This is a genomic window from Fructilactobacillus frigidiflavus (assembly GCF_044054575.1).
Lineage (GTDB): Bacteria > Bacillota > Bacilli > Lactobacillales > Lactobacillaceae > Fructilactobacillus > Fructilactobacillus frigidiflavus.
Window position 1 is genome coordinate 311,005 of record NZ_CP168716.1, and the last position, 15,089, is coordinate 326,093.

18 protein-coding genes are annotated in these 15,089 nt (G+C 34.6%); 4 read left to right on the forward strand and 14 right to left on the reverse strand.

The window, feature by feature from the left end; genetic code table 11:
• Positions 1–87: 87 nt before the first annotated feature.
• Positions 88–1,038, forward strand: coding sequence for an alpha/beta hydrolase (locus ACEPSS_RS01675; protein ID WP_395319611.1), 951 nt, complete (start codon positions 88–90; stop codon positions 1,036–1,038).
• A 46-nt stretch (positions 1,039–1,084) separates the two neighbouring features.
• Here the strand turns inward: ACEPSS_RS01675 and ACEPSS_RS01680 are convergent, their stop codons facing one another.
• The 6 genes from ACEPSS_RS01680 to ACEPSS_RS01705 all read right to left on the reverse strand — a co-directional run bounded on the left by ACEPSS_RS01680 (position 1,085) and on the right by ACEPSS_RS01705 (position 6,943).
• On the reverse strand, positions 1,085–2,053 hold the full coding sequence (locus ACEPSS_RS01680; RefSeq protein ID WP_395319613.1) for a type I phosphomannose isomerase catalytic subunit: 969 nt from the start codon (positions 2,051–2,053) through the stop codon (positions 1,085–1,087).
• Between the two features lie 82 nt (positions 2,054–2,135).
• Positions 2,136–2,927: an alpha/beta fold hydrolase gene (locus ACEPSS_RS01685; protein ID WP_395319615.1), complete on the reverse strand. Its 792-nt coding sequence runs from the start codon at positions 2,925–2,927 to the stop codon at positions 2,136–2,138.
• A 4-nt stretch (positions 2,928–2,931) separates the two neighbouring features.
• Positions 2,932–3,279: a hypothetical protein gene (locus ACEPSS_RS01690; RefSeq protein WP_395319616.1), complete on the reverse strand. Its 348-nt coding sequence runs from the start codon at positions 3,277–3,279 to the stop codon at positions 2,932–2,934.
• Positions 3,280–3,336: 57 nt separating this feature from the next.
• On the reverse strand, positions 3,337–4,668 hold the full coding sequence (gene guaD, locus ACEPSS_RS01695) for a guanine deaminase (protein ID WP_395319618.1): 1,332 nt from the start codon (positions 4,666–4,668) through the stop codon (positions 3,337–3,339).
• A gap of 63 nt (positions 4,669–4,731) precedes the next feature.
• Complete coding sequence (locus ACEPSS_RS01700; RefSeq protein WP_395319620.1) at positions 4,732–6,072, reverse strand: uracil-xanthine permease family protein; 1,341 nt, start codon at positions 6,070–6,072, stop codon at positions 4,732–4,734.
• Between the two features lie 166 nt (positions 6,073–6,238).
• Positions 6,239–6,943, reverse strand: coding sequence for a hypothetical protein (locus ACEPSS_RS01705; protein WP_395319622.1), 705 nt, complete (start codon positions 6,941–6,943; stop codon positions 6,239–6,241).
• 168 nt (positions 6,944–7,111) lie between these two features.
• Between ACEPSS_RS01705 and ACEPSS_RS01710 the strand changes: the two genes are divergently transcribed.
• The gene (locus tag ACEPSS_RS01710; RefSeq protein ID WP_395319624.1) at positions 7,112–7,372 is read left to right on the forward strand and encodes a hypothetical protein; all 261 of its coding nucleotides are present in this window, start codon (positions 7,112–7,114) and stop codon (positions 7,370–7,372) included.
• A 64-nt stretch (positions 7,373–7,436) separates the two neighbouring features.
• Here ACEPSS_RS01710 and ACEPSS_RS01715 read toward each other — a convergent pair whose 3' ends face one another.
• The 8 genes from ACEPSS_RS01715 to ACEPSS_RS01750 all read right to left on the reverse strand — a co-directional run bounded on the left by ACEPSS_RS01715 (position 7,437) and on the right by ACEPSS_RS01750 (position 13,762).
• On the reverse strand, positions 7,437–8,390 hold the full coding sequence (locus ACEPSS_RS01715) for an MFS transporter (protein ID WP_395320452.1): 954 nt from the start codon (positions 8,388–8,390) through the stop codon (positions 7,437–7,439).
• Positions 8,348–8,629, reverse strand: coding sequence for a hypothetical protein (locus ACEPSS_RS01720; protein ID WP_395319626.1), 282 nt, complete (start codon positions 8,627–8,629; stop codon positions 8,348–8,350). The genes ACEPSS_RS01715 and ACEPSS_RS01720 overlap by 43 nt, the downstream gene beginning before the upstream one ends.
• A gap of 150 nt (positions 8,630–8,779) precedes the next feature.
• The gene (locus tag ACEPSS_RS01725; protein WP_395319627.1) at positions 8,780–10,066 is read right to left on the reverse strand and encodes a replication-associated recombination protein A; all 1,287 of its coding nucleotides are present in this window, start codon (positions 10,064–10,066) and stop codon (positions 8,780–8,782) included.
• Positions 10,067–10,210: 144 nt separating this feature from the next.
• Positions 10,211–10,513, reverse strand: a complete 303-nt coding sequence (locus ACEPSS_RS01730) for a HigA family addiction module antitoxin (protein ID WP_395319629.1) — start codon at positions 10,511–10,513, stop codon at positions 10,211–10,213.
• A 22-nt stretch (positions 10,514–10,535) separates the two neighbouring features.
• Entirely contained in the window at positions 10,536–10,817 is a 282-nt protein-coding gene (locus tag ACEPSS_RS01735; RefSeq protein ID WP_395319631.1) for a type II toxin-antitoxin system RelE/ParE family toxin, read from the reverse strand.
• Between the two features lie 98 nt (positions 10,818–10,915).
• The gene (locus ACEPSS_RS01740) at positions 10,916–12,397 is read right to left on the reverse strand and encodes an MFS transporter (RefSeq protein WP_395320454.1); all 1,482 of its coding nucleotides are present in this window, start codon (positions 12,395–12,397) and stop codon (positions 10,916–10,918) included.
• A 122-nt stretch (positions 12,398–12,519) separates the two neighbouring features.
• Positions 12,520–12,813: an ArsR/SmtB family transcription factor gene (locus ACEPSS_RS01745; RefSeq protein WP_395319633.1), complete on the reverse strand. Its 294-nt coding sequence runs from the start codon at positions 12,811–12,813 to the stop codon at positions 12,520–12,522.
• A gap of 103 nt (positions 12,814–12,916) precedes the next feature.
• On the reverse strand, positions 12,917–13,762 hold the full coding sequence (locus ACEPSS_RS01750; RefSeq protein ID WP_395319635.1) for an aldo/keto reductase: 846 nt from the start codon (positions 13,760–13,762) through the stop codon (positions 12,917–12,919).
• A gap of 151 nt (positions 13,763–13,913) precedes the next feature.
• On the opposite strand from ACEPSS_RS01750, the gene ACEPSS_RS01755 reads away from it, so the two are divergent.
• Both ACEPSS_RS01755 and ACEPSS_RS01760 read left to right on the forward strand, forming a co-directional pair.
• The gene (locus ACEPSS_RS01755) at positions 13,914–14,687 is read left to right on the forward strand and encodes an ion channel (protein WP_395319637.1); all 774 of its coding nucleotides are present in this window, start codon (positions 13,914–13,916) and stop codon (positions 14,685–14,687) included.
• Between the two features lie 134 nt (positions 14,688–14,821).
• Complete coding sequence (locus tag ACEPSS_RS01760; RefSeq protein ID WP_395319639.1) at positions 14,822–15,082, forward strand: MFS transporter; 261 nt, start codon at positions 14,822–14,824, stop codon at positions 15,080–15,082.
• The last annotated feature ends 7 nt before the right edge of the window (positions 15,083–15,089 follow it).

The following is a 15,089-nucleotide window of genomic DNA, read 5'->3' on the forward strand; positions in this document are numbered from 1 at the left end:
GGCATTGCAACAACATTTAATAGAGTTATTATACTATTGTGTATTAAGTTAATGCAATGTAAAAAATCAAAGGGAGTAGATAGTATTATGATTAAAACAAAAGAAGTTACTTTTAGAGCAAGAGATTTAAATGATTTAGAAATGAAGGGAAAATTGTTTTTCCCAGAAAATTTTGATGAGAATCAGAAACATCCTGCAATTGTAGTAAATCACCCCACTAGTAGCGACTTTAACCAAACATCTGGAAAAATTTATGCAACTAAATTAGCAAAAAAAGGTTGGTTAGCGCTTGCCTATGACTCTCCATATCAAGGTCAAAGTGCGGGAGAACCCCACAACTCAGAGTTGCCTCATGCACGAACACTGGGTGTAATGGCCGCGATTGACTATCTGGATAGCTTAGATTACGTGAATCCAGATCAAATTGGTGCCATGGGAATTTGTGGTGGCGGTGGCTTTACTTTGAATGCTGCCAAAGTAGATCATCGAATTAAGGCAGTAGCCGGAGTGGCTCCCGCTAACGTAGGAAACGTTTATCGTGAAACTTTTGGCCAAAACAATCAAGCTTTGATTAATACTCTAGATGATATGGCTAAGCAACGTACCGCCGAAGCTCAAGGAGCACCAATCAAATACATTCCTGTATTACCCGAAAGTCAAGAAGCTCGTAAAGCAGCCGGAATAACCGATATCGATACTGAACAAGCAATTGACTATTACTTAACTCCTCGTGGTAACGATAAATTTGCTCCCAACCAATTTGCTTATACTAGTTTAGCCATGGATCTTGGATACGATCCATTAGCTCTTGCAGACAAATTATTGACCCAACCTTTAGAATTAATCGTTGGTGGAATTCCAGGTGGATTTGGCTCATATCGCTTTGCTTATGAATTTTATGACAAAGCAGCTTCCGAAAATAAAGAATTAACGGTATTTCCTGGCGTTACCCACTATGAATTATATGATCAACCAGAAGCTACTGATAAAGCTGTTGCAAAATTAGATGAATTTTTCAACAAAAATTTAGAAAAATAATGAAGCGCAAAAAAGCTCGTACATGAATTTCATGCACGAGCTTTTTTTATGCAGTTGCTTGGATAATGGTTAATTGGCCCTTAATCCAATAATTTTTAATGGGGGTTGGCATAATGAAGGTGTCGCCCATTTCAATGTGATACGGTTGCTTATCACAAATTAAAGTTCCAGCCCCGCTAATTACAGTATTAATAGAATACTGTTGACTGAAGATTTCCGTTTTTTCATCAATCTCAATTCGATTAACTTTAAAATATTGGGAACGTAAAATACTGGTAACATCTGCATTATGTGGATCAGGAATGGGATTGGTAATTTTTTCGTCAGGAACAACGTTTGGAAAATTAGTCACGGCAATTGCCCGCTCAACTTGCAAGGGACGTTCTTTACCAGTCGTAGGATCAACTCTAGCAAAATCATAAAAGCGCAAGGTATTATCCGAGCTTTGTTCAATTTCTAAAGCGACAATTCCAGCTCCTAAAGCATGCAAAGTGCCTGCGGGAACATAAATTAAATCCCCTGGTTTAACTTTAATGGGTTTTAAAATATCAGTTAAGTGATGTTCTTTAATCGCCGTTTTCATTTCAGTTGCTGACTGAGCAAGGTGTCCATAATAGGCGACCGAATCGGGTTTAGCAGCTAAAATATACCAACATTCCGTTTTTCCATTGGGTTCGGCAAAAAATTGCTGCGCGTTTTCATCGCTCGGATGAACTTGAACCGAGAGACTTTGGTGGGCATCCAAAATTTTAACCAATAAAGGAAAAGCTTGGTCGGGTCGATGATTATCGAATAATTGCGGCTCATCATGCCAAACCTGTTTCAGCGTTTGACCCTGATAAGGACCATTAATAATTTGCGATAAATCATTTCCATAAGCAGATGCTAGCCATGCTTCGCCTGTTTTATCATTAGGAATGGCAAAGTTAAACTGTTTCAGCTTTGTTCCACCCCACATCTTTTGGTGAAAAATGGGTTTTAAAAATAGTGGTTCACTTTTAGTTTGGTTATTCATAATTAGGCCTCTCTTGATTAAATCATTTTTTAATCAAGAACAGGATAACATGTAATCGCTTACACAGTTGTTTTTTAGCTTACTATTTGTTTTTGGCTAACCAATTAACCAGCGCTTCATTAAACTCATCTGGTTGCTCAACCATCACTAAGTGACCCGCATTAGCAATCGATTTAGTGCTGACTTGGTTTGATAACGTTTCACACAAATTAGCAAATTCTGGGTTAAAGTAAGGAGACTCAGCTCCAGTAACAATTAATAACGGGCATTCCAGATGCACAATCACGCTCCGCCAATCTTGGGTAGCATGATCAAGTAAAAACGGAAAGTTTAACTCAGCATCGTACGGAAAATCAGCTTTCAAAGTTTGTAGTTTCGCAAATAATTTATCATCAATGTTGTGATGAGTAGCTTTGCCAAAGGGTTGCTTCAATTCAAAATGGAAATCATCCCAAGTAATCTTTTTAAAGCCATATTGCCAAGTGTCATCGTTAATCATTTTCGGACTTTGATCCACGTCAATAATTCCTTTGAGCTGGGCTGAGCCAAACAACGATACGTAGGCAAAAATCGTGGCTGCCCCCATCGAGTTCCCCATCAGAATTGGATGGGTAATTTTTAATTTTTGTTGTAACTCAAATAAATCCATGGCATGCCGTGAGATGCGTAATCCTTGATTGGTATGTTCAGATTGGCCTTGATTACGAGCATCAATGTTGATGACACGGTAGTGGTTTTTCACTAACGCAGCAATCGTTTTTTTCCAGTATTCCTTATTGGCACCAATACCGGAAAGAATCATCACTGCCGGATCATCAGGTGAGCCAAAATCATCATAATCTAATTCAATTTGATCTGAAGTATAAAATTTCATCTGCTTATCCTTTAAAATATGCTTTTACAACTGGTTTGAAGCGCTTAAATAACTGACGTTGGTTAGTTAGAATTTTCCCGTTGCGTCTAATTTTAATCCAATTATCTGAATTAGGCTGGGCTAAGGTAATCGCTTTAATGCGTGGTTGTTTGTCCTTTAAATAATCAAGCGTGTATTCACTATCCAAAATCTTGTCAATCTTACTGTTCAAACTAAGATTTTGCTCATGATTAGCTAAACCAACCTGCATCACATGAACATGACACTGATCGATTAGTAAATACGCGAGGTCTAGTAACACCTGATTATTAAAGCGTTCTTTGCGTTTTAACTTGTAAATAGGTTTATCCATTTTAGCATCCCCTTCTAATTCTTTATTGTCATTATACATCAGGAAAATTAATCATCTTTATTTAGCTTTAATTCCTTCTACATAAACTGCTTTAATATCATTTTTAGTAGTAGCATACATTAAATTTTCAAAAATATCATCTGAAGTATTAGGTTGAAACGGCTTCGGTTGGTTTTCAACAATTTGTAAATCAGCTAGATACCCAGGCTTGATTTCACCAGTCGGTAAATTAATTGCTTTTGCTCCACCAACTGTTGCTAAATAAAAAGCCGTTTTTGCAGTAATCCGACTACCAGGAACACCACGACGTCTTGTAGAAAGTCTGGTGTCAACTCCACTTTGTAATTGTTGTGATGATAAAATTGATTGTTTCACATTATCGTACATACTAGGCGAAAACCCGCCGGAAATATCAGTTCCCAAACCAACGTTAACCTCATGTTGTAGAATTTTTTTAACTGGTAAAATACCATCACCAAAGTAAACATTAGAAATTGGACAATGAGAAACCGTTACATCATTATTTTCAAACAAGTCTAAATCATCATCATTTAATAAAGTTCCATGGGCCATAATACTACGATTAGTCATTAAACCACACTCTGCTAAAACAGTTGCATCTCGCTTACCATATTTTTCCAATGCATATCCATTTTCCCAGTCGCTTTCACTACAGTGAGACTGAATTGGTAGATGATATTGATTAGCTAACTTAGCAAGTCCTCGTAATGCTTCTAAACTACAACTTGGTAAAAACCGTGGTGTAATAACTGTTGTTTGTTTGATTAAATTAGTCTCATTTTGTTGATTTAATTCTTCGATAAATTGCTTTGTTTTTTCAATACTATCCTCAGCAGATGAATCACGATAATATTTAGGATTCATCTCTTGATCATCCATAGCGACTTGACCAATCAAACCTCGTTGATGATTTTTATTACACATTTTGGCCAAAACTAAATTTGATTCAGGATAAATCGTCCCAAAGTAAACCGCAGTAGTAGTTCCAAAATCGACTAAGTTTTTAGTTAAATCGTCATAAACTTTCTTTGAAAATGTTAAATCTTGATATTTAGCTTCTAGTGGAAAAGTGTATTCATTAAGCCATTCATTTAATGGTTTATCCAATGCTAATCCTGCATTAGGCCACTGTGGTGCATGAATATGAGTATCGATAAAACCTGGCAAAAAATATTGATTTTTAGTTAATTCGACTATTTTATCTGTTTCCTTTGCATTTTGTAAAACAAATTCATAATCCCTATCACTTTCATGAAGAATACGAAAAATTTTACCATTATCATTAACTTCAATTAAAACATCTTTTAAAAATTCAATTTCTGTCTTACTAGTTGATGTATAACCAGAACCCTTAATTACTAATTTCATTGCTTAAACCTTTCTATAAAAATAGCACAATGCTTTTTCGGCATTGTGCTATTTGCGTTTAATTTATTTTTCTTCTGTTTGTAGTCGTTTAGGCATAATTTGATTTAAAATCACACAAGCAATCGCAGCCACAGCAACTGGTGATTCAAGTACATATTGAATCATTTGAGGAGCTGCTTTAACCGTTGAAGCAGGGATTAAAATCATGGCCATGGTAAGAATGATTGGCATTCCTACCACGTATAAATCACGCTCGCTAGTCCGAATTCCTTTGATAACTTTCAAACCGTTTAACATGATGGTAGCACAGATAATTGCAAAGACTCCACCAATTACAGGAGCAGGAATGGCTGATAAGAAAGCAGAAACTTTTCCTAAGAATCCTAAGGCAATAAACCAAATTCCGGCACTAATGAAAACTTTCTTACTGGCAATTCCTGTGATTGAAATAACTCCGGCATTCGTTGAATAACTAGTAACTGGGGTACTTCCAAGTAAAGCAGAAATAATACAGCTAATTCCTTCACCGATAATTCCACGATTCCATTGTTTGGGAGAAATTTTTTCATCAGTTACGGCACTCATGGCAAACCATGTTCCAGTAGTTTCAGCTGTAATAACGGCATAGATAACAATAAACGTTAAAATAGCTGAAAAATTAAATTGCATTCCATAATGAAAAACGTTGAAACTTGGGAAAGTAAACCAGTGAGCTTGTTTAACCACTGACCAATCAAAGAGTCCCATCATCGTTGAAACTAAAGTTCCCGCACCTAAGGCTAAGATAATTGATCCAACTTTGAAGAAGTGTTTTGCTTTAGGGAAATAAAGGCCTAAGAAAACCGCTAATAAAAGTACGAATCCAGTTACCGAAGCTAAAATAATGTTTTGATTGATATTACCAGGAGCTTTGAAAATATTATCATTTAGAGCCGCTGGCATTAGAGAAAGTCCCACACTCGTAATAATAGTCCCACCTACTATGGAAGGAACTAGCACATTAATTACTTTTTGGAAAATTCCTGTCATCCCTAAGACAACCATTAAAATTGCCCCGACTACTAATGATCCAATGACAGTTGCCATTCCACCATGTGCTCCACCACTAGCAAGGTAAACCCCAACAATCGCACCAATTGGCACAAATGATGGTCCCGCAGAAATTGGCATCTTCATGAAGAATTTCGTTTGCAAAATGGTTCCAATTCCAGCAGCTAAGAAAGTTGCTTGAATCAAACTCATTTTTTCAGCCATTCCCATGGCTAACAAACCCGCAATGATAACTGGTGGTACATAAACATCCATTGCTAAGACGTGTTGTAATCCTAATAAGACCGTCTGTCCATTTGGCACATTATCATTTGGACCATAAATTAATGAACTTTCACTATCTGTTTTCGCCATTGATTATCTCCGCCTTTTTTTAAATTAACGTTTTTCGATAAAACAATAATAACATTCGTCTTTAATTTTGTAAACCGTATTTTAATTTATTTAAATGTATTATAGTTCGCATTTTGCTATTTGAAAGCTAAAAAAAGAGAACCACCTAGGGTTCCCTCAAATTCATTTAATTATTAATTGCTGCAATATCACTGTTTACAACATGCATGTTTCCGTTAGCATCAGGTTGTGATTGATAAATTGTAACGGTTTTACCATTTTGTACCACTGTATACTGATCAGAACCACTAGAAACCGTGTATGATCCTGGTTCGTTAGAAGTTACATTTCCAGCTGGTAAGTTCATGTTAGACACCATTTGTTTAGCGGAACTAGAACTTAAAACTGATGAAGAGCCGGATAAGTTAGCTTTTTGACTAACTCCACTATTAGTAGCGGCAGTGGTTGCTTTATTACTATTACTACTAGTAGATGGAGTTGCTGAACTAGCATTATTGGTAGTAGTGGTATTATTACTACTCTTAGTGGCTGGAGTATTGGCTTTTGTGCTGCTGCCGTTATTGTTAGTCGTGCTAGTTGTATCATTATTTTGATTAACAGGTGCAGCTGCTGTCGTAGTAGTATTATTTGAGTCTTGATCCTTTTTGTCTTTTGCTGACTTCTTCTTTGACTTCGTGTTATGGTCGTCAGAACCATCATATGCTTTAGAAGTTTTAGCCGTTTTATTCAAATCACTCTTATTGTTGGTAACTTGATTTTCATTCATCTTGTATGCACCGAAAGCCACGCCCCCGATTAAAAGTACCACAACTGCAACCGCAGCGGCAATTATGTTTCTTCTAGAATTACTCTTTAAATGTCTATTTCTCAATTTTTTATTCACCTTTCATAACAAATCATATTACTTTATTGTGTTACTTATTACTCCATAAATCAAGCCTTATTTTATCGCTCCACTTACGCTTCCTATCAGACGGGTTAATATGATATTATAAAACAATAGTTAGATATATTTGCAAACCGAATGGGAGAATTAATTATGGTTATCTTTTTACACGCTTTAGTTGGAATCATGGCATTTATCGGAGCTGGTGCTTTAGGAACTAGTTTTTCTGGTCAACTTGACCAACTTTCAAAAGTTCAAAAATGGTCACTTATCACAACAGTTACTACGATTGGTTTAACTGCTGTGTTAGGCCTTTACTCTGTTGCTGGAATTCCTGGTGCAGCATTATCATTAATTCTTTTAGTAGCCTTTGAATACGTTTGTTTCTTCAAAACTGCTAAAGAAGACGCTTAATCATTTAAGTTAAAATAAAAGCCGTTAGATTAATTAATCTAGCGGTTTTTTTGCTATTAATTTTTTAAATTCTTTTCCAATCAACTAAAATCATGATTAAACTAGCGATAATCAAAACTAGAATGAGTAACATTTGATCTGACCACAAAACCCATTTGCTAAATGGTCCGGCTAGTAAACCACCAATTGCCAATCCTAATACGGGAAATAACTCACCTTTTCCTCTAGCCGATTGACGTTCAACTGGTTTATAAGAACGCGTTAGTAAGGCGCTACCAGATGAGTAACAAAGACTCCAACAGATTCCAATCAACAATAAAGTTAAGATAAGCGAAGTACTCGTAATGGAAAAAGCACTAGCCAATGCTGCTAATAACCCTATACTTAACCCACCTAAAATTTGAATTTTAATAGGAACATACTTGGCTACAAAAAGTAAAATGAAGACTGGTAAATACATTCCAATCATGTGAAGTTGCATTCCAAACATCCGTTGTTCTGGCGTACTATGTAAAACTGATTGCATAATAATTGGCGCACCAGACATAATCAAGGCCATTGAAAAACAACTGCATAGCAAAATCAAAATTCCATTTCTAAACGCTGGTCTTTTTAATAGAGAAGCAAAACTAATTTTAATTTGGCCATCATCTGCCTGCTTATCAGCATGACTTAAAGTATCATCAACTACCTTTTTAGGAAGAAAACTATTAGAAATGATAGCAATAATTCCTAAAACGGAAACTACCAAATAAGCGCCCGAATAGATTGGCGTAAAAGCTGTACTTGCCCACGTTGCAAGCATCGGGCCAATAATAGCAGCTAAAATTCCGGCAGACATGATTAACGAAATACTTTTAACTTCGCTACCCTTTGGAGAAACATCTGCGGCTACATATCGATAATAATTAGCAATGGCTTGATAAACTCCAACACATGAAGTCCCAATACATAAAAAGATAAACGAATGAACATTTAAACTATACCAAGAAAGATTCCCCCGATGGCTGCAATTAATCCACCTGACTGAAGTAAATGTTTTAACCCAATCATGCTTGCCATTTTAGGAATTTGTGGAGCAACCAGAACGCTCAAAATTGAAATCAAGGCCATTGGTAAGGTGGCAAAAATTTTATTACCTGAGAGTAAGGCACCAACTAGGGCAGTAATCGTTAAATCAATACTCATCGCAGCTAAATATAACGCCTGAGATACCATTAGATTTAATGTTACCCGCTTTATACTTTTATTTGCCATACCAATCACCCCTATCTAAAAATTTATTGTTTCTTATATTACTCCTTTTGGTTTGATAAAACTACAAAATAGTAATTAATACTAAAAGAGATAATCAAAAACCATTTACATGTGGCTTTGATTATCTCTTTTTAAGTTATATTCAATAACTCATTTACTTTCATCATCATACAAATATTTCTTCAAAGCCTTATAGCGCTTATAGTATTCTTGCTCCCGTTTATTATCGCGCGGCTTGTAGTATTCTCGATCAGCTAACTTTTCTGGCAAATACTTTTGATGGGCAACCTGATGTGGTTCATTAAACGGATTAATCATATCTCCGCCACCAGTTAATTCAACCGAATGTTTGTAATGAGAATCTCGCAAATAAGTTGGCATAGGATACATTTGATTAGGTTTATCACCATCAACGGCAGCTCGTTCATATGATTTCCAAGCGGAGTCTGATTTTGGTGCTAAACATAAGGTAATCGTAGCATAAGCCAAGTTAGTCGATGCACGTGGTAGTCCAATTTTCTCAGCAGTTTGGCAAGCAAGGACTGCTGTATCAACTGCGCTTGGTGATGCTAATCCAATGCACATATATGCCGCATCCCGGATTCTTCTAATGGCAGATTCAAGATCGCCAGAATTTAAAATGACACTCAAATAATACAAAGCAGCATCCGTATCGGAACCAATAATCGCATAGTTGAAGGCACTCAAGTAATCGTAATGATAAGTTGTATCTTTATCAAAAGCAAAATGTTGATTTTTAGCAAACTCAATAATCTGCTCATGCGTTAAATATTTACCGTACATCGCAAAGAGCGTTTCTAAAATATTTAAGGAAACTCTGACATCACCATTAGCAGAGTTCCCAATCATTTTGGCTGATTCATCGTCTAATTCAAACTTAAAAATTTCTTTCGCCGTTCTTTTCAAAACTACCATAATATCTTTAGTTTTCACCGGCTTCATTTCAAATAATTCACACCGTGATCTAACGGCCGGATTAATCGTGATAATCGGATTTTCCGTCGTCGTTCCCACCAACATAATTTGGCCAGACTCTAAATATGGCAATAAAAAGTCTTGAACTGGCTTCGTCAACCGATGAATTTCATCAAGTTGAAGAATGAAAGTTTCGTTTTCGTGCTGATTAACGATTTTTTGTAAATCAGCTTTGTTATTAATGCTAGCATTATAGCGTTCCAACGGCATTTCTAACATATTAGACATCACATATGCCAAAGTCGACTTACCAGTTCCAGGTGGTCCCCAAAGAATTAACGAAATTGCGATTTTTTTATCGATAATTTGGCGTAACGGTTTCCCGGGTTCTAGCAACTGTTGTTGTCCCACAATCTGATCGATGGTTTTGGGACGCACAGCATCCGCCAAAGGTTGATGAATTTTATTTTTATTAAATAATGAGATTGAATTTTGTGACATAGGCTACCTACTTAGTGTGGAAATATTATTGTTATTAGTAATTATCTATCATTTCGTTGCTTATTAAAAAGATTTTACTTTGCTTTATTAAATAAAATAAGATTGCATATTCATTTATAATTAAACGAATATGCAATCTTATTTTTATGCTAATTGAATTTTCTTTAAATTATGATATTTTTCATTTCCTGCAATCAATTCTGCATTTCTTGCATCAACATCTGCTTGTAATCCTGTCCATAACTCAATCGAAGTTCCAAAAACGATACTTAAACGAATCGCAGTATCAATTGTAATTTGACGTTTGCCGTTAAGAATATCATTAATTCTTGAATATGGAACTTCCATCTTTTTGGCCAATTCATATCCAGATAAATTCATAGGTTCTAAAAATTCTTCTTTGATTATTTCACCAACTGTAGGTACTTTTAAATACTTTTCATTCATAATTGCTTACCTCATTTTCTAACTAATGATAATCAATAAATTCAACATCATAAAAATCATTATTTATATAGGAAAATATCACTCGATATTGATTATTAATTCTTATACTATAGTTTTCATTTTTATCACCTATCATTTTTTCTAAATGATTAGATGGAGGCATTCTTAAATCCTCTAAATTATTCGCTCTATTCATATACATTAACTTTATTAAGAGTTTTCTTTGAAGCTCTGGTGGTATTTTTTTAGAAAATTTACCTTCAAACACTTTCTTTGTCTCTTTATTGCCAAAGCTTTTTATCATATAACTTCTCTTATTCTTTAGTATATGAACATTATATCCGTTTTTCGGATATAGTCAAGAAAAATATAATTAAATATAGTACTTCTACTTCAATAAGTTTAGTTCTTTTCCACATCTAACGGTTTATTCATCTTATCAAATAAGTTAACAATAATCACAACTACAAACAAGATTAAGGCTAGATAAAATACATTGTGAAAGGCCGTCAAAAGCATTTGATTAATATCATTAACTAGTTTAGTTGGTAAATGCATTGAAACTGCATTTTTAGAGGAAATTACACTATTTAATAAATGTGAATTAACATTTGGATAATGTTGGTGTTCAATATTAAGGGTTAGATTGAAAACAAAACCAAAAATCCCTGTCATTACCGTTTGCCCTAAAGTCCTCCCGAGTGTAATCATTGAAGAAGCAACTCCAACATTATCTTTCGGCACAATCGCTTGTGACACCACTGTATTCATCGTGATAATTACTCCTAGACCAGACCCAGTTACGCCAGAAATCACATAGAACCAAATCATTGGTAAAGAAACAGAACTACATACTAAGATTAAATAAAACGCGAATTGAATTGTCACAATTGGAACTGTAATAAATTTGGGTGCAAAATGTTTAATTAAAGTTCCAACGAAAAACGAAGTAATTAACCAAGCCACTGGACTTGGAGTAATTGCTAGTCCTGCAATTGTTGCGGAAACCTTATAAATTGACTGTAGCCACATTGGGAAGTAGATTTGAAAACCAAATTGAATTCCGCTTAATAATAAAGCCGTTAAAATTTGGGCAGAAAAAGTCCATGACTTAAATAACTTCAGTGGAATTACAGGATCACTGGCTCTTTTTTCAGTACGAATAAAAAGGACAAATGAAACTAAAATGATGATTAAACCAATGAATAAGATAGAATAGTTAAGCGTTGGTTCGCTTAATAGTTGCAAGGTTACTAATAACGAAATTAGAAATAAAGCAAGCCAGAAACTACCCCAATAATCCATTTTTAAAGCAACTTTTTGTTTTACTGAATCTGCATAGCCAAAATAGATTAGGAAAAAGACGATAATACCTAATGGCACATTAATGAAAAAAATCCAATGCCAACTTAATTGATCAACAATCAGACCACCAATAATTGGTCCAATTAACGCTGAAATTCCCCAAGCGGTATTATTCCAAGCCATCATATTGGAACGTTCATCTAATGGAAACGTATCAGCAATTAATGTAAACGTAATTGGCATAATCGCTCCGGCACCTAGGCCTTGTAAAGCTCTAGCTGCAATTAATAGCTCAATGTTAGTAGCTAACCCACAAGCCATTGATCCTAAAGTGAAAACTACTAGCCCAAAAAGAAAAATTGGTTTTCTACCAATACGATCGCTGAGTTTTCCATAGATAGGCGTGCTGAGGGTCGTAGTTAAAAGGTACGTCGCAAAAACCCAACTTTGGAGCGCTAAGCCGTGTAAACTACTTAAAATTGAAGGCAACGCTGTGGTAACAATGGTCGTTTCCACCGACGTCATAAAAGTCGCAATTAAAACAGAAATGATAATTAACAATTTTTTCTTAGTCCACATCTTTTTCTTCTTTTCCAAAACTAAATTCCCCCAATTTTTTATTTCGATAAACATCGAAATTAGTATTTAGGTTAGTTCACTTTTAAAATAAATGCAAATTTAACGATTAAAAAGAACCACATTTATAATGTAGTCCCTGTTTTAATTACTGGATCTAAGTGTAATTTATCAATCATATCCTGATTAATTGATAAATATTTTTCATGACCGGCTTTTCTCATATTAGTTAAACCCGCATGGCGTAAGATTTTAAAATGATACGAAACCGTGGAAAGTGAGAGTTTCAAATAAGAACTCACTTCTCCACAAGTCATTTCCTTTTCACTCTCCATTAATATTCTAATAATTTGAATTCGGTTGGGATCAGCCAAAGCCTTAAAGACCTTTGAAAGCTGAACTTCATTTGTTTCTGCCAAAATAATCATCTCTTTTTAATTTATATTATTAATTCATTTTCCATCATAACAAATACCCCACAAAAGTGTTTCAACTTTTATGAGGCATTTTTAGATTATAATTCTAGCCTTGCGTAGCATTATGAAAATGTTCTGGAGCACCATCACTAAGTGAATTTAATTTCTGCATATCTTCAGCTGAAATTTCAAAATCAAGTTCTGTGTTTTGCTTGATGTGCTTTGGATTAATTCCCTTTGGTAAAGGTAAAACGTCATTTTGAATAATAAACTTCAACGCAATTTGGGGAGCGGAAACATGGTATTTATCGGCCATATCCTTAACCACTTGATTACTCAAAAGGTCACCGGTTGCTAATGGTGAGTATGCTTCAACCAAAATATGATGTTCTTTACAGAATTTAGTGATTTTGGGTTCGGTAAACCCAACGTAGTATTGAATTTGATTTACCATTGGCTTAATCGAAGCAGTTTCAAAAATATTCTGCAAATCAGCAACGTTGAAATTAGAAACCCCAATCGCTTTGGCTTTTCCTGATTCGTAAATTTCTTCCATTGCTTTCCAAACTTTTTGATTTTCCTTAGAATGGTCAGAACCAATGTCATTCCATGGCCATGGCGCATGAATTAAATAAAGATCAACGTAGTCCGTCCCTAATTTCTGCAAACTTTTTTCAAATTCAACTTTAACTTGGTCATAAGTTTTAACAGAAGCCGGTAATTTAGTCGTCAAAAACAATTTTGAACGATCAATTTTAGAATTTTTAATTCCTTTACAGACACCTGTTTCGTTTTCATAAACCGTAGCGGTATCAATTAACCGATATCCATCATTAATCGCATCTTCCACTGCTTTTGCGACAACGTCGTTTGGTGTTTGCCAAGTTCCAAAACCTAATTTTGGAATTTCAATCTCGTTTTGTAGTTTATAGGTTTCATTTAAAATATTCATAATCGGCCTCTCTTTAAATCTTTACCTTATTTTGCCCAAGTATATACCTAGTGGACTACGCAGCGTTAAATAAGACCTTGGTCTTCCTATTTTTATAATATTTGTTAAACTAAAATTGGATGAAACTCTATTTTGCGAAATTTGGTGAATCATGAAGAAATTAAATAACAAACATCTTAAATCAACTTACAATGCAATCATTATTATTTTAGCGATTATCTCAATTATGATGGCAATTCTCGACCTTAATAACGTAATTAATCTCACCAAATATCCTTATTATGAAATTGATACCTCGATTTGGATTGTGTTTATCTTTGATTATGTTGGTGGATTGTTTTTGGCAAACAACAAAAAGTTGTTTATTAAACACCATATTTTTGACTTACTTGCGATTATTCCAGTGAATTCGTTTTTCATGATTTTTAAAACATTTCGTTTTACCAGAATCTTCAAATTAGCAAAACTAACCAAATTAAGTCGTTTACTCAGATTAGTTGGTGTGACGGGAAAATTAAAAGAGCGAGTTTCCAAGTTTTTAAATACCAACGGCTTTATTTATCTCGCCATCATTTGTGGCATTATTCTGCTTATTTCAGCTGGAGTATACTCATTGTCAGAAAACATTTCGTTTACTAAAGCACTTTGGTGGGCAATCGCAACAACTACCACGGTCGGCTATGGTGACATTAGTCCCAATACTACCATTGGTAAATTAGTGGCCGTCGTTTTAATGCTAGTTGGAATTAGTTTTGTCGGAATGCTTACGAGTACCATTACGTCATTTTTTGCTCATGAAGATCAAAAAATCGAATCCATCCCTGATGAAATCCGAAAGTATAAATCATTGTTGGATGATGGCATTATTACTCAATCAGAATTTGACGCTAAAAAGAAACAACTATTGAAAATAAAGAATCACTAATTTATTATTCTGAAATAAGTTAGTGATTCTTTTGTTTTTTCATACATAAAAATGTTACCTAGTATTCTTTTCTTCACTTGTTTGTATTTTTTACATGGCCTAAATTATGTACAAACAAAAAAAGGAGAAATTTTATGAGTAAAAAGAAAAATATAATTACCATTTTAGGATTATTTTTTGGCGTTTTTGTAACTGGTGCAGATTCATTTATCATTTCACCGATTTTGCCAGAAATTGATCGTAGTTTTAATACATCAATTGGTCTTACTGCATATGGTGTCACAATTTATGCACTTTGTTTTGCTATCGGATCACCAATCTTTGTTCCATTGGGCGATAAATACAACAAAAAGAAACTATTGATTGGAACTGCAACTATTAATTTGAACAATTAAATAAAAG